At 45.3% G+C, this 25,910-nt stretch carries 24 protein-coding genes and 2 tRNA genes; 12 read left to right on the top strand and 14 right to left on the bottom strand.

Annotated elements, in window-relative coordinates:
- Positions 1–6: 6 nt before the first annotated feature.
- The 3 genes from ACKPVM_RS04310 to phoH all read left to right on the top strand — a co-directional run bounded on the left by ACKPVM_RS04310 (position 7) and on the right by phoH (position 2,822).
- On the top strand, positions 7–729 hold the full coding sequence (locus ACKPVM_RS04310) for an RNA polymerase sigma factor FliA (protein WP_409307194.1): 723 nt from the start codon (positions 7–9) through the stop codon (positions 727–729).
- Positions 730–945: 216 nt separating this feature from the next.
- Positions 946–1,455 (top strand): flagella biosynthesis regulatory protein FliZ, encoded by a 510-nt coding sequence (gene fliZ, locus ACKPVM_RS04305; protein WP_409307193.1) that lies wholly within the window; start codon positions 946–948, stop codon positions 1,453–1,455.
- Between the two features lie 578 nt (positions 1,456–2,033).
- Positions 2,034–2,822 carry a phosphate starvation-inducible protein PhoH gene (gene phoH / locus ACKPVM_RS04300; RefSeq protein WP_409307191.1) on the top strand — a complete coding sequence of 263 codons (789 nt, stop codon included), beginning with the start codon at positions 2,034–2,036 and terminating at the stop codon, positions 2,820–2,822.
- A 317-nt stretch (positions 2,823–3,139) separates the two neighbouring features.
- Here phoH and ACKPVM_RS04295 read toward each other — a convergent pair whose 3' ends face one another.
- The 3 genes from ACKPVM_RS04295 to ACKPVM_RS04285 all read right to left on the bottom strand — a co-directional run bounded on the left by ACKPVM_RS04295 (position 3,140) and on the right by ACKPVM_RS04285 (position 6,898).
- Complete coding sequence (locus ACKPVM_RS04295) at positions 3,140–5,545, bottom strand: putative bifunctional diguanylate cyclase/phosphodiesterase (protein WP_409307190.1); 2,406 nt, start codon at positions 5,543–5,545, stop codon at positions 3,140–3,142.
- 397 nt (positions 5,546–5,942) lie between these two features.
- Positions 5,943–6,032 (bottom strand) — tRNA-Ser (locus tag ACKPVM_RS04290).
- A gap of 227 nt (positions 6,033–6,259) precedes the next feature.
- Positions 6,260–6,898, bottom strand: coding sequence for an RpiB/LacA/LacB family sugar-phosphate isomerase (locus ACKPVM_RS04285; protein WP_409307188.1), 639 nt, complete (start codon positions 6,896–6,898; stop codon positions 6,260–6,262).
- Between the two features lie 378 nt (positions 6,899–7,276).
- On the opposite strand from ACKPVM_RS04285, the gene ACKPVM_RS04280 reads away from it, so the two are divergent.
- Positions 7,277–7,933 carry a tellurite resistance TerB family protein gene (locus tag ACKPVM_RS04280; RefSeq protein ID WP_409307186.1) on the top strand — a complete coding sequence of 219 codons (657 nt, stop codon included), beginning with the start codon at positions 7,277–7,279 and terminating at the stop codon, positions 7,931–7,933.
- A 69-nt stretch (positions 7,934–8,002) separates the two neighbouring features.
- On the opposite strand, the gene fabA is transcribed toward ACKPVM_RS04280, so the two are convergent.
- Entirely contained in the window at positions 8,003–8,521 is a 519-nt protein-coding gene (gene fabA / locus ACKPVM_RS04275) for a bifunctional 3-hydroxydecanoyl-ACP dehydratase/trans-2-decenoyl-ACP isomerase (RefSeq protein ID WP_409307185.1), read from the bottom strand.
- A 91-nt stretch (positions 8,522–8,612) separates the two neighbouring features.
- Positions 8,613–10,340, bottom strand: coding sequence for an AAA family ATPase (locus ACKPVM_RS04270; RefSeq protein ID WP_409307184.1), 1,728 nt, complete (start codon positions 10,338–10,340; stop codon positions 8,613–8,615).
- 210 nt (positions 10,341–10,550) lie between these two features.
- Here ACKPVM_RS04270 and matP point away from each other — a divergent pair, with 210 nt between their 5' ends.
- Positions 10,551–11,006: a macrodomain Ter protein MatP gene (gene matP, locus ACKPVM_RS04265; RefSeq protein ID WP_409307183.1), complete on the top strand. Its 456-nt coding sequence runs from the start codon at positions 10,551–10,553 to the stop codon at positions 11,004–11,006.
- A gap of 63 nt (positions 11,007–11,069) precedes the next feature.
- Here the strand turns inward: matP and ompA are convergent, their stop codons facing one another.
- A complete protein-coding gene (ompA, locus tag ACKPVM_RS04260) occupies positions 11,070–12,152 on the bottom strand; it encodes a porin OmpA (protein ID WP_409307182.1) in 1,083 nt (360 codons plus the stop codon).
- A gap of 363 nt (positions 12,153–12,515) precedes the next feature.
- On the bottom strand, positions 12,516–13,022 hold the full coding sequence (sulA, locus tag ACKPVM_RS04255; RefSeq protein ID WP_409307181.1) for an SOS-induced cell division inhibitor SulA: 507 nt from the start codon (positions 13,020–13,022) through the stop codon (positions 12,516–12,518).
- A 223-nt stretch (positions 13,023–13,245) separates the two neighbouring features.
- Between sulA and ACKPVM_RS04250 the strand changes: the two genes are divergently transcribed.
- On the top strand, positions 13,246–13,872 hold the full coding sequence (locus tag ACKPVM_RS04250) for a TfoX/Sxy family DNA transformation protein (protein ID WP_409307180.1): 627 nt from the start codon (positions 13,246–13,248) through the stop codon (positions 13,870–13,872).
- 10 nt (positions 13,873–13,882) lie between these two features.
- On the opposite strand, the gene yccS is transcribed toward ACKPVM_RS04250, so the two are convergent.
- Together yccS and ACKPVM_RS04240 are read right to left on the bottom strand one after the other, a co-directional pair.
- Complete coding sequence (gene yccS / locus ACKPVM_RS04245; RefSeq protein ID WP_409307178.1) at positions 13,883–16,033, bottom strand: YccS family putative transporter; 2,151 nt, start codon at positions 16,031–16,033, stop codon at positions 13,883–13,885.
- 20 nt (positions 16,034–16,053) lie between these two features.
- A complete protein-coding gene (locus ACKPVM_RS04240; protein WP_409307177.1) occupies positions 16,054–16,500 on the bottom strand; it encodes a YccF domain-containing protein in 447 nt (148 codons plus the stop codon).
- A 165-nt stretch (positions 16,501–16,665) separates the two neighbouring features.
- Here ACKPVM_RS04240 and helD point away from each other — a divergent pair, with 165 nt between their 5' ends.
- Positions 16,666–18,723 carry a DNA helicase IV gene (helD, locus tag ACKPVM_RS04235; RefSeq protein WP_409307176.1) on the top strand — a complete coding sequence of 686 codons (2,058 nt, stop codon included), beginning with the start codon at positions 16,666–16,668 and terminating at the stop codon, positions 18,721–18,723.
- A gap of 55 nt (positions 18,724–18,778) precedes the next feature.
- On the opposite strand, the gene ACKPVM_RS04230 is transcribed toward helD, so the two are convergent.
- Positions 18,779–19,237 carry a methylglyoxal synthase gene (locus ACKPVM_RS04230; protein ID WP_409307175.1) on the bottom strand — a complete coding sequence of 153 codons (459 nt, stop codon included), beginning with the start codon at positions 19,235–19,237 and terminating at the stop codon, positions 18,779–18,781.
- A gap of 153 nt (positions 19,238–19,390) precedes the next feature.
- Positions 19,391–20,056: a DUF2057 family protein gene (locus ACKPVM_RS04225; protein ID WP_409307174.1), complete on the bottom strand. Its 666-nt coding sequence runs from the start codon at positions 20,054–20,056 to the stop codon at positions 19,391–19,393.
- Between the two features lie 192 nt (positions 20,057–20,248).
- Here ACKPVM_RS04225 and ACKPVM_RS04220 point away from each other — a divergent pair, with 192 nt between their 5' ends.
- Positions 20,249–20,662 carry a CoA-binding protein gene (locus ACKPVM_RS04220; protein ID WP_409307391.1) on the top strand — a complete coding sequence of 138 codons (414 nt, stop codon included), beginning with the start codon at positions 20,249–20,251 and terminating at the stop codon, positions 20,660–20,662.
- Positions 20,663–20,728: 66 nt separating this feature from the next.
- Here ACKPVM_RS04220 and hspQ read toward each other — a convergent pair whose 3' ends face one another.
- Positions 20,729–21,037 (bottom strand): heat shock protein HspQ, encoded by a 309-nt coding sequence (gene hspQ / locus ACKPVM_RS04215; protein ID WP_409307173.1) that lies wholly within the window; start codon positions 21,035–21,037, stop codon positions 20,729–20,731.
- Between the two features lie 211 nt (positions 21,038–21,248).
- On the opposite strand from hspQ, the gene yccX reads away from it, so the two are divergent.
- Positions 21,249–21,527, top strand: a complete 279-nt coding sequence (yccX, locus tag ACKPVM_RS04210) for an acylphosphatase (RefSeq protein ID WP_409307171.1) — start codon at positions 21,249–21,251, stop codon at positions 21,525–21,527.
- 4 nt (positions 21,528–21,531) lie between these two features.
- Here yccX and tusE read toward each other — a convergent pair whose 3' ends face one another.
- Together tusE and yccA are read right to left on the bottom strand one after the other, a co-directional pair.
- Positions 21,532–21,861, bottom strand: a complete 330-nt coding sequence (tusE, locus tag ACKPVM_RS04205) for a sulfurtransferase TusE (protein WP_409307389.1) — start codon at positions 21,859–21,861, stop codon at positions 21,532–21,534.
- Between the two features lie 121 nt (positions 21,862–21,982).
- Positions 21,983–22,642: an FtsH protease modulator YccA gene (gene yccA, locus ACKPVM_RS04200; protein WP_409307169.1), complete on the bottom strand. Its 660-nt coding sequence runs from the start codon at positions 22,640–22,642 to the stop codon at positions 21,983–21,985.
- Positions 22,643–23,090: 448 nt separating this feature from the next.
- On the opposite strand from yccA, the gene ACKPVM_RS04195 reads away from it, so the two are divergent.
- The 3 genes from ACKPVM_RS04195 to ACKPVM_RS04185 all read left to right on the top strand — a co-directional run bounded on the left by ACKPVM_RS04195 (position 23,091) and on the right by ACKPVM_RS04185 (position 25,801).
- Positions 23,091–23,408, top strand: coding sequence for a hypothetical protein (locus ACKPVM_RS04195; RefSeq protein ID WP_409307167.1), 318 nt, complete (start codon positions 23,091–23,093; stop codon positions 23,406–23,408).
- Positions 23,409–23,508: 100 nt separating this feature from the next.
- Entirely contained in the window at positions 23,509–25,455 is a 1,947-nt protein-coding gene (locus ACKPVM_RS04190) for a TonB-dependent receptor domain-containing protein (protein WP_409307165.1), read from the top strand.
- A gap of 258 nt (positions 25,456–25,713) precedes the next feature.
- Positions 25,714–25,801: transfer RNA gene (locus tag ACKPVM_RS04185), tRNA-Ser, on the top strand.
- The last annotated feature ends 109 nt before the right edge of the window (positions 25,802–25,910 follow it).

The raw sequence follows: 25,910 nt of genomic DNA, 5'->3' as shown, positions 1-25,910 counted from the left end.
GTCACTGTGAGCGAACTGTATACCGCCGAAGGCACCATGGATAAGAATTCCCTGTGGAAGCGCTATGTTCCGTTAGTGCGCCATGAAGCGTTACGTTTACAGGTTCGTCTCCCTGCAAGCGTTGAGCTAGATGATTTACTTCAGGCTGGAGGTATCGGTTTGCTCAGCGCCGTTGAGCGCTATGATTCGTTACAAGGTACGGCATTTACAACTTATGCAGTACAGCGAATTCGTGGCTCAATGTTGGATGAATTACGCAGCCGTGATTGGGCACCCCGGAGTGTGCGGCGTAATGCGCGGGAAGTGGCACAAGCAATGCAGCAGGCTGAACAACAACTTGGCAGAGCACCGACCGAGCAGGAAGTTGCGCAGGTCTTGAATATCACGCTGGAAGACTATCGTCAGATTTTGTTGGACACAAATAACAGTCAACTTTTTTCTTACGATGAATGGCGTGAAGAACATGGCGATAGCGCAGAAGCCTTGTTGGAAGGGAACGAAGATGCCAATCCGTTACATCAGTTAATGGAAGGTAACTTGCGTCATCGGGTGATGGAAGCGATAGAAAACCTGCCCGAGCGTGAGAAGTTGGTGTTGACGCTTTACTATCAGGAAGAGTTGAACCTAAAAGAAATTGGTGCTGTTCTGGAAGTAGGCGAGTCACGGGTAAGCCAGTTGCATAGCCAGGCGATAAAGCGTCTGCGCGTAAAATTAATGAATGATGTTTAATTTAGCTGCGTAGGAATATTGTTATCACCGTATACCCAATAGATTTCGAGTTACAGAGCAAAACGTTATCGCTTTGAACAACGAAGCACATTTATGTGCCTCGTGGTCGAGCAATCAAGGGACAAATTCGTTGGGAATGTGTTTGTCCGACCGAAGGACCGTTAATGCACCTACAACTTGAAAGATGACGGGTATATATTGTTATGGAATGGATTCATGCCGCAATCAATTCGGAAGAAACAGCTCTTCAGCCGTTATCTGAAAGATTTCAAACACAAACAGACACACTGCTCACATTGCAATAAAGAACTTGACCGCGTCTCATTGGTATTCCGTGCTCAACTTGTGAATAAAAAATCGATTGGTACCATCGATCGGTTAATTGATGATGAAGCATGGTCAGACTTGCAACAGGAATTGGTTCCTCTGTGCCGTTTTTGTAGCGAGATATTATGCAATACCCATGCTAATTATTTCGATATTCAGTCTTTTACCCAGTATTTGATTGATCAAACGGAAGTCAAACACAGCACCATGCGTGAATACGTCATTCGTCTACGTCGGTTGGACGAATTGCTGGTGGCGAAAAATTACCCAATGGAAACCTTTGCCAAAGAAAATATACAGCAGCGAATTTGTGATCATTTCCCCGATCTTGAACAAAATATCTATCGAAGTGCGTTGAGAAAATACGATCAGTATTTGATTTGGCAAAAGCATTACTGACGGAATCTCAACATTTTTCGAGGTCGGATAGCTTTGTTGATAAAGACTGATGGCGACATAGCCATGTTTTGACGATATGGAAATGTTATGACAGTGTAAAAAAAGCTTGCAAAATAGGGGCGAATTATTGCACTGTCATACTACTGAAATCATTTGGCTCTAATTTTGGAATAGATGATGAACAGGAGTTCTTAATACGGTCAATTATTATTCATCGGAATAGTTGTTGTCACAGTGAGGAACGCGAATGGTAATGTCCACTTTTGGACTGAATAGTCGAAACCCACATTCTGGTCTTTTGACTCGCCAATGCGAGGAGCCTCTTTCCCATTTATTTTCTGTACGGTATCTCTGGTTATTTTCTCTTCTTATTACCCTCTCTTTTCTATCCAAATGCTTTTTGTTGATGCAGAGCTTCTGGTCACTTTCTTTTCGTGAGAAGAATCGAGGGGCTGAATTTTTTGGTTGTAACTGTATGGCTCTTTATCGGCTTAATAAGGAAGCCAACCTCGTCTGTGAGTGAAACGTCACGCGTTGTTAGGCAACGCGGTAAGTGAAACAAACTGTAAGGTGCCACTATGGGAAGACAAAAAGCAGTGATCAAAGCACGTCGTGAAGCGAAACGCGTTATACGTCGTGAATCGCGTAGTCATCGTCAACGTGAGGAAGAATCGGTCACTTCTCTGGTTCATATGGGTGGGATTGAATCAATAGGTATGGCGCGAGAGAATCGCGATACATCTGTTATTGAAGCCCGAACGGTAGCCCAAGAGCATTACTTGTCTGCAATAGAAAATAAACAGTTAATTTTTGCCTCAGGAGAAGCTGGATGTGGCAAAACGTTTCTGAGCGCGGCCAAGGCGGCCGAGGCACTTATTCATAAAGAGGTTGAGCGTATTATTGTGACGAGGCCGGTATTACAGGCTGATGAGGATCTCGGTTTTTTACCGGGAGATATTGCTGAGAAATTTGCCCCTTATTTCCGACCTGTGTATGACGTATTGTTGCGAAGGCTTGGGGCATCGTTTATGCAGTATTGTTTACGACCAGAAATCGCAAAAGTAGAAATTGCACCGTTCGCCTATATGCGTGGGCGAACGTTTGAAAATGCAGTGGTTATACTGGATGAGGCACAAAACGTGACAGTGAACCAGATGAAAATGTTCCTGACGCGTTTGGGTGAAAATGTCACGGTAATCGTTAATGGTGATGTCACTCAGTGCGATTTACCAGCCGGTGTTAAATCCGGTTTACGCGACGCGTTGGAGCGATTTGCTGAAGATGATCTCATTGGTGTAGTCGCTTTTGGTAAACAAGATTGTGTCCGATCTGAACTCTGTCAACGGACGCTCAATGCGTATGATTAACTGTATTAACAACACATTCTATACACTAAATAATTCGAGTTGTATGAAGGCGGCAAGCGAAGGAATCCCGATGAGCTTACTCAGGTAAGTGATTCGGGTGAGTGAGCGTAGCCAACGCACAAGCAACTTGAAGTATGACGGGTATAATCACTTATTTCCTCCATCGTTGGAGAAAGAGAGTATAGCAAACGCCCTTGATCTGAGTTGAGGGCGTTTTCTTACTACAGTAGTAACAGTTCTGATATTTTTTTCTTACGACGTGTTATGACTCAACTATTTTTTCGAGAGAGCACGGTTTTGGCATCAGCATGACGATGTCAGACAGAATCAGAAAGCAGTATTTCTGTCTCTTTTGGTGAAAGAGGGGGAGAAAAATAATAACCTTGAATAAGATCACATCCTTCTTTCGTTAAGAAATCCAATTGTTCTTGATTCTCCACGCCTTCAGCCACGACTTTAAAGGACATCACTTTTGCCAGTTTTATAATGGCAGACGTAAGGTTGCACTGTTTTACATCTGTTGGAATATCAATGATAAAGCTGCGATCAATCTTGATTACACTCCACGGCATTTCCCGCAGGTAAGAAAGAGATGAGTAACCTGTACCAAAATCATCAACGGCGATACTGACGCCCATCTCCTTGATGGCTTGCAAAAGCGGTGTAACTTCACTTTCACGTTCAATATAGGAGGATTCTGTTACCTCTATTTCAAGCTTGCTTGCGGGAAAACCGGTTCGTTGCAGCGTTTTCGTTAACACGGATTTGAAGCTACCAAACCTCAGTTGACTCGCAGAGACATTTACCGAGATTATGATAGGTTTCAATCCATTTTGTAACCAACGCTGTCCATCACGGCAAACGGTTTCCAATACATATTCACCGAGAATATCAACTAAGCCTGTTCTCTCTGCGACGGGAATAAAGTCGCTTGGTGCGACAATGCCCATTTCAGAGTCTGTCCAGCGTGCAAGTGCCTCAATACCTCGTACTTCATGGCTAATGGCATCAAACTGGGGCTGGTAATGTACAACGATATCTTTATTGATAAGCGCATTTTTTAGTTTGAAGCCAAGTTTCATTTGTTTTTGGCTTTCGGTGGTTAATCTGTCTTCATAGATGCCTACCGATCCCCGTTTATTTCGTTTCGCTTCATACAAGGCTGCATCAGCCTGAAGTAAGGCATCACCAGCCTCCATATTTGCCTGATAGCTAATTCCCAGTGTTGCCGTTGAAAATACTTCTATGCCGTTATTAATTTTCACCGTCTCTTTGAAAGTGCGTTGAATGCGATTTACGGCCTGAGTGATAACGTTTTTGTCACTTGTTTGAATGAGGAAAGCAAATTCATCTCCTCCAATCCGGCATAATACGTCCTCTTCACCAAGATGTTGTTTGCGGACACCGTCTAGCCGCTCCGCGACAACTTGAAGGACACGATCGCCGACAGTATGTCCATAGCTATCGTTAATGTCCTTGAAATGGTCTATATCCAGCATGACCAATACATGAGGACGATTGCGAGCCAAGTTGAGTGCGCGGTCCAAAACGCGACGGTTAGGCAGCTCAGTGAGTTGGTCATGTGATGCGAGGTATTCTAATTGATTTTGAGCGTCTTTTTGTTCAGTGATATCGGTCAATGAATATACAAAACTTTGACTGCCGTATAAATCCTCTCCTGCTGAGGTGACAGAAAGAATACCAAACCGCTTTATTCCATTGCCAAATTGAACTTCCCGACGCCATTTCTCAGTTGGATTTGAAGATAGCTTTAGGGGAATATTGTTAATCCAGAAGGTGTTGTCGATATTCAAACTTTCCACCTCTGAATTTTCCTCACCCAGCATTTTTTTGAAGGCGGTGTTTGCCTTCAATATTGCACCGCTTTGATCCACTATCGCCAAACCGTCTGTCGCGTTTTTGAATACAATATCTCCTCTTCGTACATCCAAATCTTTTCTCGCCATTTCTTTGATTAAATCAGCGCTACTAGAGGCAAGAAAATGCCAGCGAACGGTGTCGCTTCGGAGATAATCGGTAAATGCCTGCCGTTTCCAAAGAATGAACAAAGCCAGAGGTATACTGAACGCGATGGCCATTAATGCTTTCCCGGCAAGTCCGCCCAACGCGATAGCGATAGTTTCATCGCTGATACCAAATGCGATAAAAGAAAAAGCGATTCCATCCAGTAACAGCACGAGTATAAAAGACAAAATATAAATAGGCGCTGTTGTGAATAGCGAGGCCTGTGTTTTCTTTGTCATTTCGAATATAAATAACAACAGGATAAGTTCTGCAATGATAAGCACGCCGCCAAGCATAATAAGCGGCACTGATATCATGAAAATTTCGGATGGAACAGTATGCAGATTAATTATTCCATCTGTTTGTAGAATGGACTGTGTTAAATATGACAGTACAATATTAAAAAGATCGACTATTATCACGAGTCTGACTAAATGTCGTATGATAAATACGTCTTTTTCTATCCAAACAAACATGACCGACGTCATCATGAATGCGCTGTAACATAGGTTTCCGCCAGAAATAACAACACCTTCTGCAATTGGCATGGAATAGACATTTCCCATAAAACCGCCAATGAGCAATATAAGCGACATGTAAATGTAGAAATGGACTTGTCGTAATGGACCAGAGAGCGTTATAAAGTAGAGCGGAAAGATTGAAAAAGCGATTAATTGTAGCAGTAATAAAAGAAACATCGTGTCTCTCCTTCCCACACTCTCGTAATGAGAGCAGGCGAATTCCCGCATTAAATATTAATACTATGCTCAATATTCGTTTTTTGTTCAAAAACTATTCTGAAACTGTTCACTAATTTGATATGGCTTTCGCGCTATGAAATATTTGGCATTTGGTGACGAGCATGGCAACTTTTCCGTTTCCATTATGAACGCGGTAGTTCGTGTCAGGCAAGCGATTATGACGTAGAAATCGGGGATAGCAATAGGGGGGCAGATGCCTGAAACAGACGATGAGAGTACCTTACGTGCTATCAACGGTTATGTCTGGGAGGAAGTGCAGGTCTGAAGATTTTTTCAGGTAAAAAACAAACCGGGAGAATCAGTAAAACTAACTCTCCCGGTTCGCTATTGAATGTGGCGGTGAGGGAGGGATTCGAACCCTCGATACGTTTTCACGTATACACACTTTCCAGGCGTGCTCCTTCAGCCTCTCGGACACCTCACCGAATGTCACCAATGGATGGCAACGGGGCGCTACTATAGGGAGTCGCTCTACGCCGGTCAAGTAGTATTTGCCTGTTTCGACGCGTCTGGTTACACATTGAACGTTGATGGATTTTTATGACGTACAGGCGAAAGGAAACGGTAGAGGGTGAAAGTACAGTGGGCGGTGATAATGAAAAAGCCACAGATTTTATAACCTGTGGCTTTGCGTATATCGAAGGGCGGTAATTAAGCCAGCAGGCCTTTAATAAAGCGGGTCAGCTCTTCATCTTTACTGTTTTCGAAGAAATATTCCTGGAATTTAGGGCCAGCAATCGCACCTTTCACCAGATCCTGATCCAGATTTTTCAGGATCGTAATCAGGTCGTTATAGGTAACCGTTTTTACCGTATCCAGGATTTTTTTGTTGCGCTGTTGTGGAGCAACGCGATCGCTTGGATAGCCTCTGCCGCCTTCTTCTTTGAACAATTGTGTGAACAGGTTTTCCAGATTTAGTTCAGCGCCCCAGCCGAAGCCTTTGGCATAAGGCAAAGATACCGCATTGCCGTTATTTATCTGAGAGAAAAGGTAAGCATCGGACGGATCGACAACCAGGCCGCAAAGTACGCCAGGGAAAGAGTTACAAGCCAGCATTGCGCCTTGACCAGTACCACAACCGGTAACGACAAAATCAGCAGCGCCAGAGTTCAGCAGGATAGAGGCCAGAATACCGTTTTGGATATAAGTTAACTGTGCATCATCTTCAACGGCATATTGGCCGTAGTTGTACACAGTATGACCGAACGGTTTAACCGCTTTAGTCAATGCATCAGCAATAATCGCGTTTTTGGCGGCTTGGCTATTCTCGTTAATCAATGCAATTTTCATGTTCGTTCCTTTTTTGTGACGGACAAATACATTTTTTAAAACCGTATTTCAATTTAATGCATGCAGTATACCGTTTCAAAAATAAAGCGCAAATCGTCGCATTGAAGAATGAGGCATGAAACATAGAATGCGAAGAAAATCTTGTCAGAGGATAGTGATGTGATAGCGATTTATTGTAATTAACATATTGATAAATTTAATTTTATTTCATAATGGCATGGTGTGGGGGTAAGCAACGTGATGGAACTGTGTAGTCAGCGATTGCACATGTGGAACCGGTATTTTCATTGATATACACAACCTGACAAAAAATGTCTTCAGGATGATTATTATGAGTGGGTTATAAAAGGTCAGCGTTCCCATTTTCTGAGGTAAAACATGAACAACTGGATGCAGCAGATTCAAAATTTATTGAGTCCTGGTAGTCGACAAGGTAATCAACATCAAGGTGGCAGTCATGGCAATCTGGGGGATATGTTGAAGCCCGCAGCGTTAGGTGGCCTTGCTGGGGTGTTGCTGTCGAATAAATCAGCCAGAAAAATGATAGGTTCGTTGGGAAAGAATGCGTTGATTATCGGCGGTAGTGCTGCGGCTGGGGTTGTTTTATGGAATCAGTATAAGAAACGCGTTCGGGATACCCATCAGGACGATCCGCAGTTTGGGCTTCAGTCATCCTCTGATAACACGCGTGCGCGTCGTTTGATCCAGGCGTTGGTTTTCGCTGCGAAGAGTGATGGTCATATTGATGATGCAGAAAAACAGCGTATTGATGAGAATATTCAACAGTTGCAACTTGGCAGCGAAGCTCAGCAGTGGGTACAAGAAGCGATTGCACAGCCTTTGGATCCTGAATTATTAGCCAAGGGTGTTAAAAATGAGGAAGAGGCGCTGGAAGTGTATTTCCTCAGTTGTGCGGTGATCGATATCGATCATTTTATGGAAAAAAGCTATTTGGATGCTTTGGCGACATCGCTGAAAATCCCTCAGGATGTTCGTCAGTCTATTGCAAACGAAGTAACAAGTCAGAAAGTATAGGTTTTGTCGTTAGAGGCTAAGCGGAGAAAGAAACGGGCGAAACACCGACTGTTTTGCCCGCTATTGCGACTAGAACGCGCTGGTATCCTTAAATAATCCTACTTTGAGCTCATGTGCAGTGTAGATTAACTGACCGTCTACCAAAACTTCACCATCAGCAATTCCCATCACTAAACGACGGTTGATCACGCGTTTGAAATGGATGCGATAGGTCACTTTCTTTGCTGTTGGTAAGACTTGCCCGGTGAACTTCACTTCGCCTACACCTAGCGCACGTCCTTTACCTTCGCCGCCGAGCCAACCTAAATAGAAGCCGACGAGTTGCCACATCGCATCCAGCCCCAGACAACCTGGCATAACGGGATCGCCAATGAAATGACAACCAAAGAACCACAGATCAGGGGTGATATCCAGTTCAGCTTCCACATACCCTTTACCATGATGACCACCGTCTTCGGTCATTTTTACGACCCGATCCATCATCAACATGTTAGGTGCCGGTAGTTGTGGTCCTTGTGGGCCAAACAACTCACCACGGCTGGAAGCAAGAAGATCTTCTTTTGTATAGGATTCGCGTTTATCTACCATGTTCTCTGTAAGCCTTATTTTAGTGAAGCACGCAGATTAGCGTACAGCTGTACGCTGGGCAAGTCTGTTCAGTCTGGTTAAACCAGTTCGCTTAACGGAAAAACCAAGGGAAACGTCGCCGTTCTTGTGGATTTAATTGGCTAATTCGTTCTCTGATAGTGCCCAGTAAGCTCGGTTGCTGCTCATCGTAGTAAGCAACATTGGTTAATAAGGATAGCGCTTCCGGTGCGGTTTCTACGGCGAAGAGATGAAATTGGCCGTCACGAACAGCGGCAACGACATCTTCCTGTAAACATAAATGGCGTAGATTCGCAGCAGGTAATATCACCCCTTGTTGTCCGGTTAGCCCTCGGCGCTGACAAACCTCAAAAAAGCCTTCAATCTTCTCATTCACACCGCCGATAGGCTGAACATGACCAAATTGATCAACTGAACCTGTTACGGCCAATTGTTGATTGATTGGTTGTAATGAGAGGGCGCTGATAAAAGCGCTGAGTTCGGCGAGTGATGCGCTGTCCCCATCAACTTCGCCATAGGATTGTTCAAAGACCATGGATGCTGAGAACGGAAGCGGTTGATCAAGTTCAAGTTCAGAAATGAGGAACGCTTGCATAATCATCATGCCTTTAGCATGTAAATTGCCACCAAGCTCGGCTTTGCGCTCAACATCGGTAAATTCGCCGTCACCGGGATGAACCACGCAACTAATGCGTGTAGGTTCACCAAACATAATCGGGTAACCGGGGTATTCCAGGACGGAAAGGCCATTAACCTGTCCAACAACATACCCTTCAGTTTCAATCAGTATTTGACCCAATTCAATTTCATCTTGCATACGTTCATGCAAATAGCCTTCGCGCCAGCGTCGAGTGGCTATTGCGTCAATCAATGTCTGTGCATCAATTGCTTTATCCTGAGCATAGAGGGCAATATATTTTAGCTGATGTGTTAACCAGAGAGGACACAATGGCAAACAGCCTTGATCGCCACTGTTACGGACTGACAAATTGATAAATTCAGGCCAGGCATCGCCAGATAATAAGGGTAATTGATTTTCCAGGCATAAGGCGTTGATGTAAGCACACCAGCGCGCCATGTCATCGGTATCGATAAGCTGCAACTGCGTTTCAAACTCACCGTAAACTGATAGACGACCTAATTCAGGTTCTATGTCGTGAATATCCCCTAGACTTTCCCTATCGCCTAAAATAATCAAACGGAGGTTCAATGGCATTGGGGGAATACTGACGGGCAATGGCTTGCGTTCATCGGGCGATTGCCACTGATAAACACCATCAGTGATGACTTGTTTCAGACGCAACCACATTAGCGGTTGAGCCAACAGTGCTCTGGCCGACAATATCAGCGTGCCGCCATTAACCTGGTGAATTAACCCAGGGTGAAGCGTAATTTCGTCCTGGAAATATCGGACACAGCCAAATAACTGTTCTGGCTCAACCCATTCCTGATAGCGACAAGTGCATTGCGCAGCAAAGTTATCATCTCTTTGTGTCGCTGGCTCTACACGAACGCGGTTACCCTCTACGACATATCGACAGCCATATGGGGTGACAATTTCAGGCGTGATAGCATTTACCGTTTTAGCTATCAGAGCCATATACTCGCTATTTTCCTGAGCTTTCAGCAACATAAAGCGTGAAGGTGCGCGAGGATGGCAAAAAAGAGTCAAACTATCAGCCAGACGCGGTTGAATGGCTGAAAATTCTACAGGTGCAAGCTGTGCGGCCTGAGTGAATAATGTTTGATAAGGGGTATGATTGGGCAGTAAATGCTGCCACGCAAGTCGGTTACTGGTCAAAGTATCAAATGTAATCGTCTAAAGGAAAAGCGTGATTATACAAGAATAATACGGACTGCACAGAAGGAGAGTCTCCCGATCAATGATGAATCTCCCTAATAATGCAGAACTGTACGAAAAATAGGCGTTGAAATTGTATTGAAGAAGGTTAAACTCGGCTAAAAACTGTTATGCTACCTGGAACGTTACACGGTCACTGAAGAATTTATTATGAAATATCAACAATTAGAAAATCTTGAGTGCGGGTGGAAATGGAAATATCTGGTGAAAAAACACCGTGAAGGTGAGGATATCACTCGTTTTCTGGAGCAAAGTGCCGCAGAAGAGGCGGTAGGCCAACTGCTGAAGATAGAAAATCGGCCAGCACAGATTCTCGAATGGATTGAGCAGTGTATGAACCCTGCATTAGACAATCGCATGAAGCAAACGATTCGGGCGAGACGGAAACGTCATTTCAATGCAGAGCATCAGCATACGCGTAAGAAATCGATCGATCTAGAGTATCTTGTCTGGCAGCGACTGGCGGGATTGGCGCAGCGGCGTGGTAGCACATTGTCTGAAACCATTGTTCAGTTGATTGAAGATGCGGAACACAAAGAAAAATATGCCAGCCAAATGTCGTCGCTAAAACAAGGTCTTGAAGCGATCCTGAATAAAGACGATTAAAAATAAAGTGGATTTACAGGCATAAAAAAACCTCGCAAAAGCGAGGTTTTTTTCGTCAATAACTTAAGCTTGTGGCTGAGTTACAACGTCTTTGATGCCTTTAACTTCGATCTCTACACGACGATCTGGTGCCAAGCAATCGATCAACGCAGCACGAGCTTTCACGCTGTCACAGGTAGAACCCGTAACTGGGTTGGATTTACCCTGACCGCGAGCAGAGATTTTGTTCGCAGGGATGCCTTTGGCAACCAGGTAATCAACAACGCTTTGTGCACGTTTTTCAGACAGAGCCTGATTATACTGTTCTGAACCTAAACGGTCGGTGAAGCCCAGTACAACAACGGAACCGTCTTTCGGATCCAAAGAGCTCAGTTGAGAATACAACTGATCCAGAGACTGTTGTCCTTCTGCTTTCAGCGTTGCTTTGTTGAAGTTGAACAGAACGTCAGACTTCAATGTGAAACGTTTAGTTTCAACAACAGGTGCTGGAGCTGGAGTCGGTGCTGGAGCCGGTGCGACATAAGCATCATCCTGACCGAAACGGTAAGAAAGACCAATGCTCATTAACAGGTTATCAGGACGGGCACCTACTGTACCGGCGTCACCGATGTTGCTAACCCATTGGTAGTCAACACGAGTTGCCCAGTTTTTATCGATAGCGTACTCAACGCCAATGGCAGCCAGCGGAGAAACACCGGTGTCATCGTTGTTACGGTGAGTGTTGCCTTGCGCGGCGTGGCTGTCAGTACGCCATACCATACCACCCAGACGAGTATAAACATCCAGGTCAGGCAGTACCGGGTAGCTCAGCTTAGCGGCTAATTGAACGCCCTGTGCTTTGAAACTAGCGCTATCAGTATTGCTAGTTGAGGAGCCAGCATATTTCAGGCGACCTAACCAATCGTAGCCCAGTTCAAAACCCAGATATTCGTTAGCTTGATAGCCACCGAATGCACCTGCGCCTAATTTGCTTTTGATCGGGTTGTTGTTGATACCGTTATAACCGTTTCCATAGAAACCAGTATCATGGAATTGAGATACACCCAGTTTACCACCAACATACCAGGTATCATCTTTTGGTGCGGCTTGTGCTACGGTAGCGAAGCCAGCCAGTGCCACTGCAATTGCGATAGCTGTTTTTTTCATTTTGTACGCCTCATTTATCATCCAAATCGGTTATTAACCGGTAAGCTAATTAACCTTTGGTTAAAATCCTTTAATCGGAGACTTTGCCCTTATTTATGACTCAGTGCCAGTCAACTGGCGTTATAAAAAGGCAACTCTAGCGAGCTAAAGTCTACAACGTGATAGGAAAGTTACAAGTATGATGTGATTCGCATCATGAAAAAACTCGCGATTTATTCATACTTACTAACAAATAGTAGATGATTTTGACAGATAATATAGGTTCATTATGACCACCAATCTGTGTAGAAGCCTTAAAAATACTGCCCTGAAGCGCATCGTTCTATTTTTCAAAGTAAAGTGCTGAGAAAATTCTTAATTTACTTAATGATACAATGTTGAGTGAATTTTAAGACTCGGAAACAGTCTATAGGGGCTGCCTGAATCATGCTCTGTCCGCATAATGAAACCATATGTATTACCGGCTTGTGCTGCTTGACGCAGTCTGACCCGTTCCTCGTCTGTCAGGTCATTCTCCAACCAGCAGAGTACGGCGCTATAATTTCCCGTCAGTAATGCTTTCTCCATCGCTTCTACTGTGAGCATCGGACTAATGTGGTGCAATTGAACGGTTTTATTGAGCGGTAGCCCTGATTGTTGCAACCATGGACGACTCAGTTTCTGCTGAGGGGACAACCAGAGCAGCCAGCGTGATTGAGTACCTAGCTGTTGCAAAAGAGGCAGTAACAGATGTGTGACAATAGGTTGCTCGGCGCTATAAACAATTTCACTGATAATACCGCCATTGGATACAGACGCCGCTGTCGAAGATGGAGTATTCGAATACGCTGTTTTTGGTGTGTCGTAAACGTTGAATGATTGAGTACGCATAATGAGTTCCACCCATAGTGTTACTGTATGAACATACAGTATCTTCTGTGCGAGTGAAAATCAACCTGATTTTTTTCAAAGCGCTTCGCATATTCCACATGCAACAGCTAACAACCTCATTTTGTGTTTGAAGCCGCGTGTACCCTGTGATTAATTACTTATTCCTGTTATTGGTATTCCAATCAAACAGGAAGTGATTATTTCAATACTAAGGATTACGGTAATGAAACATCTGTGCGAAAAAAGGATTTTGCAGTCTAAGCGTTATTTGGCTTCTTTAGGGGATATTACTACCCGTTCTCAATTTGGCGGCTACAGCATTGCAGCAAATAAAATTATCTTCGGGGTAGTGTCGGGCGGGGAGCTTTATCTGCGGGCCAGTAAAAAGGATAAAGATCAGTTTCACGATCGCAGTATGCCTGCGCTTGTCTATACCAAACGCGGTATACCTATTCAGTTGGACTATTACCTGGTTGATGATTCTCTCTGGGAAAATCATTTACAACTATTGCATTTCGCCAGAATGGCATTGGCTGGTGCTCAATATGATAAGGCAGCTAAAAGCAGAAAAGGGCGTTTAAAGGATTTACCTAATTTGAATCACGATCTTGAGCGTCTGCTATGGAAGGTGGGCATTAAGAATATCGATGAATTGCAGCAGTGTGGGGCTAAAAAAAGTTATCTCAAACTACGTTCTGTTCGGGCTAATCTCAGTGTGAATACGCTGTTGGCGCTAGCTGGCGCGATATGTGGAACACACCAGGCAGCGCTTCCTATTGGGTTGCGTAATGAACTACTTGAATGGTATGAGCGTAATGCAGCATCCTCATTTAAAGGGAATAAGCACTGAGCGGGTAACGCTATAACTTAATCATGTCGTTTTTTAATTGAGTAAGTTCAGGTAGCAATTCAATAAGCAAACCGATCTGTTGAAGAACCAATAATTCTTTGCTGTCAGGTTCTGCCGACAGGGATTGGATGTGGTTTACCATAGCATTCAACCCCTGATTTATCCTCGCATTTTCCGTTTCATCATGATGTAACGCGTCATCAACATAGCAAACGGCATCGTCTAATAAATGCAAAATTTCTGGGTCGGTAATCTTTTCCCGATGGGCACCCAGCGTAGAGATATAGCTCAGCAGTGTGTGATTCAGGCACATAAAGCGAAAAGCGCTATCCATCTTACTTCTTATCGCATGGGGTTCTGATGACATATTGGAAACAACGGAAGCAAACTCGGCATCACAATTATGTGCGTCTCGGCGAGCGATACGATAGGTCAGACTGTTATCTTTACCCTGATGGTATTGCACCATGATGGCATCAAGATAGCGACAGTTCGCATTTAAGGTTTTCTTGATAACTGCGGGTAGTCCACGAAAGCGCCAGTCGGGCCAGATAAAACTAACCGCCGCCCAGGCGATGGCACAACCCAGTAAGGTGTCAATGACCCGTGGTACGGCAACTTCAAACCCTTCGCCTAAGAGATTAAAGCAGAGTAGCACCAGCAGGGTAATAAACATGGTGGCATGCGCATATTGTACATTGCGAAAGGCGAAGAACAGCACACCGCTGATGACGATTAACGTGAGTTGTCCTTCCAGTGAAGGCACAAAATATAATATGGGTAAGCCCAATAGAATACCTGTCAATGTACCGATAATTCTCAGAGCCAGTCTACGCCGTGTTGCATTATAGTTTGGCTGGCAGACGAATAGACTCGTCAACAGAATCCAATAACCATGCTGCATACCCGTTACCTGTATGAATGCATAACCGCTACAGAGTAAGGCAGACATGCGGATTGCATGGCGAAACAGCGCCGATTGTGGCGTGAGGTGGCGACTGATCCTCAGGCGGATATCGCTCCATCCGGTGATTTTGTCATCCGCCAATGTGTTTTCCGGATTATTTTCCCGTTCAATCGCCTGTTCCGACTCAATGGTCGAAAGTTGCGCATCAATCGCGCGTAAATTGTTGAGTAGATACTGCAACGCTTTGATTTGCGAGATATCAGTATGCTGGCTTTCCGCAGAGTACTTCATGGCCGATTGCTTAATGGCGGATTCAAGATGGACGAAGGCTCGTTCGATACGGTTATTATGCTGGTATTTTTGTTGTAGCAAAATGGATTGCGCAAGCTGTTGACAGGCGCGAGCCTGCATTGAAAGCAAGCGCTGAAAACGAAATAAGATGTCGCTGTAGCGAAATTTCTCACGTAACTGTGGATAGTGCACGTGAGACGAACTGGCCCGCTCATGAATGTCCTGTGCAACGAAATAATAATGTAACGTTCGCCGGGTGCCTCTTTGCCCACGATCTCCCCGTAGACGAGTGAGCAATGACGATTTCGTTTGATTTAGCGTGGCAACTACCTGACTGTTTGCCATTGCAACGTCAATGAGCGGTCGGTCGGTTTCGTCCTCAATGTCCGGGTCGAATAAGTTTGCTTTTGCATCAAGATAACGGGCCAGTTGCTGATAGCACTGTGCCAGATGATCTTGCAGAGGGCGGATAGGGAAAATCAAATGCCCAAAAAGGGTGAGCAAGTTATACCAGGATGCGCCAACCAGAAGCATTGCGGGTTGCTGATACCAGGTATCGTATAGTGAGATTCCCAGCATGGTATAAACGGCGATCAGTAATGCGCCAAAAGCGATAGTGGCATAACGTTGCCCTAGGGCACCGAGCAAGATAAAACTGCATGTTGACAGCGCAAGCCCTAAACCGAATAGCCAAGGATAAGGGAAGAGTAGCTCAATGGAAACGGAAGCAACAAAAAAGCAGGACAGTGTAATAAACAGATTACGCAGGCGTCCTGTCAGTCGATCGTCCAAGTCTGTTAATGCAGCGGCGACGACACCTAACGTTAGCGGAATAGTCGCAGTCGGTTGTCCTAACCACCAGGGAACGACGGTTGTGCCCGTTAGCGCGATAAAAATACGGATGTTATATAGCCAGTTGCTGTTATAGACATAACGGCGGATGCCAGGCGCAAATGTGAGCAACGATCTATCCTCTGACCGATTTAACGATAGTGACGGCGGGCATTTTCTTCACGTGCCGCCTGTGCCAACTCGACAGACACGACACGTCTTCCCACGGGCCATAATGCAATAGCCGCAATTTTAAAATTGGCGATCCCCACAGGAATGCCAATGATGGTGATGCACTGAGCAATACCGGTAACGATGTGGGATAAACAGAGCCACCAGCCAAAGAAGATGAGCCAGAATAGGTTTAACAACGAACCGCCAGCGTTCAGCAGATGGCTTTTTTCATCGGGGCGTAGTTCATCAACATGGATGGCCTCATTGCCATAGGGTAATAAGGAGAGTTTGGTAATTTCCCAGCACGAACGGGTCAATGGCAAGGTAAAGATCAATAGGACACTTACTACGGTAGCCAGTAGCCAGGATAGTGTAGTGAAAAAACCTCCCAGCACGAAATTCAGAATATTCAATACTGCGCGCATAAGCTCTCCTGTATTCTCAGGGTAACCAAACCCCATGATGGTAAAAGAATTATCACATCAAGTATCAGGATATCCTAACCTGTTTTTAAGGCTAGAGCGTAAATACCGATAACAGGTAGACTACGGTAATGATAAACCCCCTCACAATTTCATGGCGCATATATCATGGAACTTAAATCAACATCGTTGGGCAAACATTTGGCGCAACACCCGTATAACCGAGTGCGATTGTTAAATGCTGGCGTCGAGGTGAGTGGCGATAAACATGAGTACATTATCCCTTTTAATCAGTTGATTAATATTCACTGCAAACGAGGGTTGGTATGGGGGGAGCTTGAGTTTGAGTTACCCGCAGACAAGGTTGTGCGACTGCACGGTACCGAGTGGCAGGAAACTCAGACGTTTTATCGTTATTTATTGAAGTCCTGGCAAGATTGGAGTGAAGAGATGAGCCAGGTGAGTGCGGATGTGTTGCAGCAGCAGATCAACAGTATTGATACTTTGACGCAGCAAGATGCCTGGTTCAGCCGTAAGGCACTGATACAATTGCAAGAAGACATTTGTAATACGTTTGCCTCGCTTCCCCTTCCTGCTATTCGCCTTGAGGAATTTGATCATTGTCGCGATAACTATCGCCTCTGTCAGCAATGGCTCGATCGTGGCAGTAAAGAACGGATGCGATGTAATAAAGAATGGATGGCTCGTACGTTGGTGGAACAACAGGCGTTTTTCCAGTCTGTCGAAACGACGCCGCTCAATGACGCTCAGTGCATGTCTGTCATTAATGGAGAAGATTCTGTATTAGTGCTTGCCGGTGCGGGGAGTGGCAAAACGTCCGTGTTGGTCGCCCGTGCTGCCTGGTTGATGCATCGTGGCGAAGCAACGCCCGATCAGATTCTGCTGTTGGCATTTGGTCGAAAGGCGGCTGAAGAGATGAATGATCGTATCCAATCCCGTTTGCATACGGAAGATATTCAGGCCAAAACGTTCCATGCTTTGGCGCTGTATATTATTCAGCAAGCCAGCCGCAAAGCTCCTACGATTAGCGAGTTGGAGATCGACGGTAAAAAACGACGGGAGCTATTAATTACCCACTGGCAGCAACAGTGTTCCGAGAAAAAAGCACAGGCTAAGGGGTGGCGGCAATGGCTAACGGAAGAACTGGAATGGTCGCTACCGGATGGTGATTTCTGGAAGGATCGGGCGTTAGCTGAACGCCTTGCTGGTCGATTGGAACGTTGGTTGGGACTGATGCGGATGCACGGCGGAAGCCAAGCCGAAATGGTCGCACAGGCTCATGAAGATACTCGAGCGGTATTTCAGCAGCGGATCCGATTGATGGCCCCTCTCTTGAAAGCCTGGAAGAAAGCGTTGAAAGATGAGAATGCCGTTGATTTTTCTGGCTTAATTCATCAAGCCGTTAATCTGTTGGATAAAGGTCGATTTATCAGTCCATGGAAGCATATTTTAGTGGATGAGTTTCAGGATATTTCTCCTCAGCGCGCGCGTTTACTAATGGCCCTGCGTCGACAAAATAGCAGAACCAGTTTGTTTGCCGTGGGAGATGACTGGCAGGCCATTTATCGTTTTAGCGGGGCAGAGCTTTCATTGACCACCGCATTTGAGCAAAACTTTGGCGTCGGTGAACAATGTATATTGGATATCACCTACCGTTTTAATGAACGGATTGGAGAAATTGCGAATACATTTATTCAGCAGAATCCGCATCAACTTAAGAAAACGCTGAATAGCCTCACCAAAGGCGATAAAAAAGCGGTCACCATCCTGCCTTTTGAACAACTGGAGCCATTACTGGATAAATTAAGTGGCTTTGCAAAACCTGATGAGCGCATTTTGATCCTGGCGCGTTATCACCATTTGCGGCCTGAAATATTGCAGAAAGCGGCGACGAAATGGCCGAATTTAGCGATCGATTTCATGACTGTGCATGCCAGTAAAGGTCAGCAGGCAGAATACGTCATTATTGTCGGTATGCACGATGGTAAAGACGGTTTTCCTGCTCCAGTGCGGGAGTCTGTTCTTGAGGAGGTACTGTTACCTGCGCCAGAGGATTTCCCCGACGCTGAGGAGCGGAGGTTACTTTATGTTGCGTTGACCAGAGCAAAACGTCGGGTATGGTTATTACAGGATACGAAGAACCCCTCCGTGTTTGTTTCGCAACTTCATCAACTGGGTGTGCCAATACAGCGGAAACCGAGTTAAAGCAACGCATGAAAAGGCCGGTTGTCTTGTCGGCCTTCTCGGGTGTACCGCTATATTATTTCAAACGATCCTGTAGATAGCGTTGATAATCGGGGATAGTGATGGGTACAGGTTGCTTAAACAATGCTGAGTTAATCAGAAAATCGGCCGTTGAACGATTGGTTGCAACCGGGATATTCCAGACGGTGGCTAAGCGTAGCAGAGCTTTAACGTCCGGGTCGTGGGGCACGGCATTCAGCGGATCCCAAAAGAAAATCATCATATCGATTTTTCCTTCCGAGATCAGTGCACCAACCTGCTGATCGCCGCCCATTGGACCACTGAGCATACTTTTCACCGTAAGGCCGGTGTTCAATTGGATCAGATTACCGGTGGTGCCTGTTGCATAAAGCGCATGGTCGGCAAGCTGTGATTTATTGGTAGAAACCCAGTCGAGAAGGGATTGTTTACAGTGATCGTGTGCGACCAAAGCAATATGCTTGTGTACCGCAATGGTACGAGTGGTGAACTCCATGGTTGTGTCCTTCAATCGGTATGCTAAAGCTTATCAAGGTGATGCAAACAGATTACGAAAACCCTGTTTTACTTCAAAGCAATAAAAAAGGAAAAATGCGAACAGCCGTCAAAAATCTGATATAGGTGCGCGGAAAATCACCATTTGTACCAATCAATGGAGATCTTTTTCTTTTATCCACCGGAGAAAACGTTGCCGAGTCTCTTGGTCCGCTTGTTGGAACCAATACTGCATAGCTGAAAACGACGTTTCACTATCAGGATAAGGAAGCATGATCTGTGCTGATGGGCCGTTTTCAAGCGGAATAACCGATGGTGCTGGAATGGCAAAATCAGGCACCGCGGCGGGCTGTCCGGTGGAGTTATAGACAGACATCTTTTTTTCTATTTCGTTTTCCAATTCATCCTCTGTGAGGAGCATGATGTCGGAGCGGGTAGGGATCAGCTGATTTCGCTCGTCGACCAACTGATAATTAGTCTGATGGTCAAAACGTTTCTGATCTTGCTCCGTTTCTAATGGTGGCAGCTTAAAAGAGACAGAGGCCAGATTTCGGGTATCAAATACGGCAATCAGAGCCTGTGAACGGTAGTTGATTGCGGTGCCTGCCGACTTTTTAGTCGTTTTGATAACCTTAAAGAGAATCTGATGTTGGCCGTTATCGAGCTCAAGTTTATCGGCACCTTTTAGCAGTGAACTGGATACCTTTTGTCCGTCTACCACGATCAGATCAATCTCTGGCGACAGATTTAATGTTGTGGCTATTGCCGACGTGCTGATACCCACAATGAAAAGGCATGTAATGACAAGGCCGATTTTCATTGAAATCCCCAATTCACAAGTAATCCGGGCATTGTTGAACAATTGTCGGAATGTGTCAAAATTTTCAATTTGAAACACCGCTTATTTGATATAACACGACTCAAGTTAGTGGCTCGTAATCGGCTCATAATTTATTTTTAATTGGTGAAGGTACGATCCCGTAAGACGTGATGCAGAAAGAGGTAAATAATGATGCAAGACCATGACATTGCCGCAGTACTAAAGAAGGTAAAAACGATAGCGCTGGTTGGTGCCAGTGAAAAAACGACACGGCCAAGCTATGGTGTGATGGCGTACTTACTTAGCCAGGGTTATATCGTCATACCGGTCAATCCCAAATTAGGCGGGCAGACGTTGCTGGGACAGCAGGTTTACGCCAGTCTGGATGAGATACAACAACCTATTGATATGGTTGATGTCTTCCGCCAGTCGGATGCAGCCTATGATATTGCACAAGAGGCGATTGCTATTGGGGCAAAGGTTTTGTGGCTGCAAATTGGCGTTGTGAATGAGCAGGCCGCCATTCTGGCGAGAGATGCGGGGTTAGATGTGATCATGGATCGATGTCCTAAAATTGAAATTCCTCGTTTGGGGTTAGAAAAGTAATCGTAAACGCCTTGATGACTTAATCATCAGATAGGTCAATCCGGCAGCGGTGCTGTTGTGCTAGACTCAGTGGAGAAGTTGCGGGGCTCTGCGTTGAATCACTTTTGCCAATTCGTCTAGCGAAGGGTGCTCATTCGGATTGGCAGCTTCCTGCGTTAATTGAGCCTCAGCCAAATAAGTATGGATGGGCTGTCCTTCATCGTCTTCCATCACCACGTGATACCACGGTGAGTTACGTAGCGTATCGTGCGCATCAATTTCTTCCCATGTTGGTGACTCTAATGAGTACTCAGGATCGATATCAATCACAACACCGGGATAGCCGAGGAGTTTATGACGAATCTGTTGCCCAATGCCAAATTTGCAGATAATCATATAACCTCCTGAGAAAACATGAACACTCTCTAAATGGGGCGCCTGGCGTTTTTTTCAAGTGGAGGGCAGGCGATGACGACGATTTCTATTAAAGCGTGGATCATGGCATAGGATATTTACAGTATGGTGTAAATCTGGAAGAGATGCGGGTTGATGAATAAAATATCGCTATTAAAGATGAAACGTGCCGTGGCGAAAAGAGGGGGTAAAGATGGCAAAAATAGCCATTGCGGCCTATGTTTACGGCCTCGTTCAAGGCGTTGGTTTTCGTTATAGCACACAGCGTCGTGCTATTGAGCTTGGCCTGCGTGGATATGTCCGTAATCATGATGATGGCAGTGTAGAAATTATTGCCTGTGGTGGTCAGCTAGACGTTGAACAATTGGTTGACTGGCTAAGGAAAGGGGGGCCACGTAGCGCTAACGTCGAAAAGGTATTAGTCGAACCACATAGCGCCACTGATTACGTCGGTTTTCGCGTTCTCTATTGAATCATTAGATACATTTAACGGGTTTTGGCAATCCGGCTATTTTTGTTGCCTGCTTTGCTGGTCCTTTAGGAAACAGACGATACAGATAGCGGCTATTACCTTTCTCTTCGCCGTATTTCTGCGCCATTGCTTTTACCAGCATACGAATGGCGGGGGAGGTATTGAATTCCAGATAAAATGCCCGAACAAAACGCACGACTTCCCAGTGTGCATCAGTCAGTTGAATGTTTTCCTGTTCTGCCAGTTGTAACGCGAGTGTTTCGCTCCAATCACGACTTTCCATCAGGTATCCCTGGGCATCAGTTGCGATAATACGGCCTTCAAACTCCAAAATATTTCCCCTAATGCAGACGACTGTGCTGAAGTTTAGCAAAATTTTTTAGGCAAAGAACCTTTACGATAGGCGAAAAAAAGCTCCACGGTGTGGAGCTTATGTTACATCATGCCCGGAGTGATTAGTCGTTACGCATAATCCCCAGAATGCTCAACAGGCTGACGAAGATATTGTAGATTGCGACGTACAGACTCACCGTGGCGCGAATATAGTTGGTTTCACCACCATGGATGATATTGCTGGTTTCCCAGAGGATCGCGCCAGCAGAAAACAAAATGAACAAGGCGCTGATAGCCAAGTGTAAGGCTGGGATCTGCAAGAACAGATTAGCGATAACCGCTACGACCAGTACGACAAAGCCCGCCATCATCATCCCTGACAGGAAAGACATGTCTTTGCGAGTTGTCAGAACGTATGCTGAACAGCAGAAGAAAACCAAAGCTGTTCCACCTAATGCCAGCATCACAATGTCGCCAGCGCCGGATGAAATCAGCGAGCTTAAAATGGGGCCAAGGGTGTAACCCATAAAACCCGTTAGTGCAAATGTCGCCAGAATACCGGCTGGGCTATTTGCTAATTTATGGGTCAGGAACATCAGGCCATAAAAGCCGACGAGCATTAAGAGTAGCCCAGGTGCTGGCAGGTTAAATACCATGCTTGCCGTTGCGGTGACAGCGGAGAACCCCAGTGTCAGAGACAACAAAAAATAGGTGTTACGCAACACTTTATGCGTGCTGAGTAGCGAACTTTCACGTGTAGAAGAAACAACAATACGATCCATATCAACGACTCTCTCTTCAGGGTGCCATTATCCAGTGTCAGAGATTAAATAGTTACAGAGCGTTATTAAAGACGGTTTACCCTTCTTTACGCTATAAATCGCTATATTTATGGATATCTTTCCACTTGCCTCACCATATGGCTCTCTTAGGCCATCTCTATCTCATTACTGCGTCCAGCCTTTTCATTTGTCATCCGTCGGGCTCTTCGAGTCGACGGTAAATCTTTTGCCGTATTTCAGTACGTATAGAAGAACAGTTTATTCCATAGCGTTAATTGATTTTATTGATCATATTTCTCAATCGTTAACGGTTAGTAATGAGCGGATGCCAATCATAAAACATGCGTCACAGATGATAATGAAAATGCTTATCATTTATTGCTGGGGTAATTAAGCTACGTTAGACTGCGCGAATATTTTACTAACTGTGTCTAAATGTGAGCCAGTCATGAATGCAAGCGCGTATTGCCAGCACTCTCTGTTTGTTGTACCACTGGCGCGGCTCACCAACATGCTTCCCTTCAATATATTGATGTCGATAATATCGTTACCTATTGATTTTATTATCGTCTTGACCATGGATACCAAGGTCATCGGCCATATTCGTGGTAATGAAGTATTTTCCTCTGCCATGGTCAGTTTTCTCACTTTCTCCTGTCTGGACAAATTTAGCCATAAATATGACCTGAGCGTATCGCTCTGTCGTGCTTCGGTATGTGCAGACGACACGGCATCACGTCAATTTGAATTGATTACAAAGCACTAAACCAATAAATCCCGCCGCGTGATAACAGCGGATCGAGATAAGGCATGTTTGCGTTATTTACGGGGATGATTTTTCTACTATTTTATATGGAGTTTTTAATATGCAGTTAGGATCAGAAAGTCGTTGCTCACCTCCACACTTTCCATTTAGCAAGGTATATCATGCTCTGCTGGTGACTGGATTACTGGCGTTGCCTGCGCTCGTTCAGGCAGAAAACGCGGCAGATGAAAAAATCGTCGTGACAGCGACACAGACGAAACACACCACGTTAAGCGCCCCTGCCAGTGTCTCTGTCATCACTCGTGCTGAGTTGGAAAAGATGTCGGTGAATAATATTTCTGACGCGGTAAAAAAGCTGCCGGGAATCAACATTAATCCGTCATCCACCTATGGTCGTAACGAAATTAAGATCCGTGGTATGCGGGCTGACTATACATTGCTGTTGGTGAATGGTCGCCGAGTTAACTCGCGTGAAGCATTAACCAGCGACTACGCCAACGATTTCGATCTTTCTTCGCTCCCCGTTTCCGCAATCGATCGCGTTGAGGTGATCCGCGGTCCTATGTCCTCCCTGTACGGTGCCGATGCACTGGGTGGAGTTATTAACGTGATCCTGCGTCAGCCAAACGAAAAGGCGATTGGTGAGCTCAGCTATAACTTTGAAGCACCGACCGAAGGTTCCGGCGGCGACTACAACCGACTAAGCGGCTACGTCAGCGGCCCATTGATAGAGAATACGCTGCTGGGCAGTTTGATTATTGATGGTGGCAAACGTGATGCCTGGCGTACTGAGCTCTCGAAAAACCCCAACACAGATGCGCGAGAAGAGCGTAAAAACACCAATCTGTTAGGGAACTTGACCTGGCTGATCGATGAACAACAGAGTCTGGATTTTGATGTTACCTATGTCAAAGACGATCGTGACGTATATTGGAATGCGCGTAACGTAGCAAGACGGAATATACAAAAGCTGAATCGTTTAGGGCTTGGCTTGACGCACAACGGCAGTTGGGAAAATGTCGATACGCGACTGCGTTACTACTATGAAAACGTTAATCTGATGGATAACTCTGAGCTGAAAGGTGGTAGGGCTGATATCAGCCAGGATAACCACACCATCGACGGACAGATTTCCGGCTATCTGGGCGATCACCTACTGACGGGCGGCGGTGAGTACCTTCTGACAGAGTTAAAACACAGTATGTACCTGCAAAATGGTGGAATTGATGTTAGTCAGGGCGCACTTTTCTTACAGGACGAATTTAAACTTGGCGCTCTGGCATTAACCTTCGCTGGTCGCGTTGACCAGCATGAAGTTTACGGTACAGAATTTAGCCCCAGAGCCTATGCGACATATAGCTTGACCGATAACTGGGTGATAAAAGGCGGCGTCAGCAAAGCCTATAAAGCCCCAACACTTTCTCAGTCGGTTAAAGGTTATGCTTTAGCCTCCTGTCAGGGAGCATGCTTTATTCTTGGGAACCCCGACCTGAAACCAGAGACAGCCATCAGTTACGAGTTAGGTACCGCCTATGAGGCGGAGCGATTTGGTGCGGGAGTCACATTATTTGATAATGATATCAAGGATATGATCCAAACCAATGCGCTAACAAGAACCTACGAAAACGTGAATAAAGCTCGAGTCCAGGGGATTGAAACCTCATTCTGGATTGATGTGACGGAGAATCTGAACTGGACCACTAACTGGACTATTGTGGATGCAGAAGATCGCACGACGAAAAAACGTTTAAAGCAAACGCCGAAGAACACGGTTAATACGCAGTTGAACTGGCAGGCGCTGGATAATCTCTCTACTTATGTGTCCTACCAGTACACGGGTAATCAATATCTGCGTGATAAAGAAACATTTAGAACCAGGGGCTTTAACACCGTGGATATCGGTGCTACTTACACACCGATTAAAAATGTGGATCTGAAACTAGGCGTGACTAACCTGACCAACGAAAAGCGGGATTATGTTGCTACCGATAACGACTACTTCCTGTCTGGACGTACTGTTTATGGCGGTGTGAGTTATAAGTTCTGATACCGATGAGTGCTGATTAATGACGCTGAGCCCGCGCAAGACGCGGGCTTTTTGGTCATGGCGAAATGTGGTGATGTCATATTTCTCAATGGTGCAACATCTTGAAAGTATCGGTGCAGGAGGTCTCATATCCTGGATATGATTTCCTTGATATGGTGATTTTCCGTACATTTAAATTCGAGGCGATTATTTTTCAGTCGATTGAGCGTGATGGCGCTTTACAAGGTGCAACTCTCTGTTTATAGTGCGCGTCATTGCGGAGGAGTGGCCGAGTGGTTGAAGGCACCGGTCTTGAAAACCGGCGACGCGAAAGCGTTCTAGAGTTCGAATCTCTACTCCTCCGCCACTTCAATCAGTGAAATTCATTTTTTGCAATACCTCGTCGTTTTTTTCGAATATACGTTCTGTATAACTGTCCAGATAGAAAGATTTTTATTTCCAACTTTGCAGATTGT

Source organism: Pectobacterium hainanensis (genome assembly GCF_046237015.1).
In the GTDB taxonomy this organism is placed as follows: domain Bacteria; phylum Pseudomonadota; class Gammaproteobacteria; order Enterobacterales; family Enterobacteriaceae; genus JBJYIN01.
The sequence above is the reverse complement of the archived record's forward strand: the minus strand, read 5'-3'. Positions and strand labels throughout refer to the sequence as shown.

Coding starts and splice junctions, on each gene's coding strand:
- ompA (WP_409307182.1), bottom strand. CDS start 12,152: ATGAAAAAAACAGCTATCGCAATTGCAGTGGCACTGGCTGGCTTCGCT.
- ACKPVM_RS04240 (WP_409307177.1), bottom strand. CDS start 16,500: ATGCGCGCAGTATTGAATATTCTGAATTTCGTGCTGGGAGGTTTTTTC.
- fabA (WP_409307185.1), bottom strand. CDS start 8,521: ATGGTAGATAAACGCGAATCCTATACAAAAGAAGATCTTCTTGCTTCC.
- ACKPVM_RS04220 (WP_409307391.1), top strand. CDS start 20,249: ATGCAAGACCATGACATTGCCGCAGTACTAAAGAAGGTAAAAACGATA.
- ACKPVM_RS04225 (WP_409307174.1), bottom strand. CDS start 20,056: ATGAAAATCGGCCTTGTCATTACATGCCTTTTCATTGTGGGTATCAGC.
- phoH (WP_409307191.1), top strand. CDS start 2,034: ATGGGAAGACAAAAAGCAGTGATCAAAGCACGTCGTGAAGCGAAACGC.
- ACKPVM_RS04280 (WP_409307186.1), top strand. CDS start 7,277: ATGAACAACTGGATGCAGCAGATTCAAAATTTATTGAGTCCTGGTAGT.
- ACKPVM_RS04295 (WP_409307190.1), bottom strand. CDS start 5,545: ATGTTTCTTTTATTACTGCTACAATTAATCGCTTTTTCAATCTTTCCG.
- matP (WP_409307183.1), top strand. CDS start 10,551: ATGAAATATCAACAATTAGAAAATCTTGAGTGCGGGTGGAAATGGAAA.
- sulA (WP_409307181.1), bottom strand. CDS start 13,022: ATGCGTACTCAATCATTCAACGTTTACGACACACCAAAAACAGCGTAT.
- hspQ (WP_409307173.1), bottom strand. CDS start 21,037: ATGATTATCTGCAAATTTGGCATTGGGCAACAGATTCGTCATAAACTC.
- yccX (WP_409307171.1), top strand. CDS start 21,249: ATGGCAAAAATAGCCATTGCGGCCTATGTTTACGGCCTCGTTCAAGGC.
- yccA (WP_409307169.1), bottom strand. CDS start 22,642: ATGGATCGTATTGTTGTTTCTTCTACACGTGAAAGTTCGCTACTCAGC.
- ACKPVM_RS04190 (WP_409307165.1), top strand. CDS start 23,509: ATGCAGTTAGGATCAGAAAGTCGTTGCTCACCTCCACACTTTCCATTT.
- ACKPVM_RS04285 (WP_409307188.1), bottom strand. CDS start 6,898: ATGAAAATTGCATTGATTAACGAGAATAGCCAAGCCGCCAAAAACGCG.
- fliZ (WP_409307193.1), top strand. CDS start 946: ATGCCGCAATCAATTCGGAAGAAACAGCTCTTCAGCCGTTATCTGAAA.
- helD (WP_409307176.1), top strand. CDS start 16,666: ATGGAACTTAAATCAACATCGTTGGGCAAACATTTGGCGCAACACCCG.
- ACKPVM_RS04230 (WP_409307175.1), bottom strand. CDS start 19,237: ATGGAGTTCACCACTCGTACCATTGCGGTACACAAGCATATTGCTTTG.
- ACKPVM_RS04250 (WP_409307180.1), top strand. CDS start 13,246: ATGAAACATCTGTGCGAAAAAAGGATTTTGCAGTCTAAGCGTTATTTG.
- ACKPVM_RS04195 (WP_409307167.1), top strand. CDS start 23,091: ATGAATGCAAGCGCGTATTGCCAGCACTCTCTGTTTGTTGTACCACTG.